At 54.6% G+C, this 732-nt stretch carries 1 protein-coding gene; it reads right to left on the reverse strand.

From position 1 onward, the window contains the following. Positions 1–498 precede the first annotated feature (498 nt). A partial coding sequence (locus M7Q83_RS14105) for a hypothetical protein (protein ID WP_298340277.1) occupies positions 499–732 on the reverse strand: 234 nt, incomplete at its 5' end.

The following is a 732-nucleotide window of genomic DNA, read 5'->3' on the forward strand; positions in this document are numbered from 1 at the left end:
GGGCCAGTTCGGTCACGTGTCTCCAAACGGCTCTCGGAGTGCTAGGGATACTCGACTCGAGCCTTGCTTGATGGTCTGTAGGGCAATTGGCCTCAATCTCCCAGCAATCCGTAGCATTGTTACCAGGGAACTCACAACAACGCGGCATAGGTTGGAGAGTACCAACAACCCCATCCCAAACCCCCAGACACCAATGAGACCTGCAAAGGTCTCATTGGTGTTTTGGGCCAAGCAAGCGCTGATGGGCCAGTTCGGTCACGTGTCTCCAAACGGCTCTCGGAGTGCTAGGGATACTCGACTCGAGCCTTGCTTGATGGTCTGTAGGGCAATTGGCCTCAATCTCCCAGCAATCCGTAGCATTGTTACCAGGGAACTCACAACAACGCGGCATAGGTTGGAGAGTACCAACAACCCCATCCCAAACCCCCAGACACCAATGAGACCTGCAAAGGTCTCATTGGTGTTTTGGGCCAAGCAAGCGCTGAGGGGCCAGTTCGGTCACGTGTCTCCAAACGGCTCTCGGAGTGCTAGGGATACTCGACTCGAGCCTTGCTTGATGGTCTGTAGGGCAATTGGCCTCAATCTCCCAGCAATCCGTAGCATTGTTACCAGGGAACTCACAACAACGCGGCATAGGTTGGAGAGTACCAACAACCCCATCCCAAACCCCCAGACACCAATGAGACCTGCAAAGGTCTCATTGGTGTTTTGGGCCAAGCAAGCGCTGATGGG

This window comes from Ferrimicrobium sp. (assembly GCF_027364955.1).
In the GTDB taxonomy this organism is placed as follows: Bacteria; Actinomycetota; Acidimicrobiia; order Acidimicrobiales; family Acidimicrobiaceae; genus Ferrimicrobium.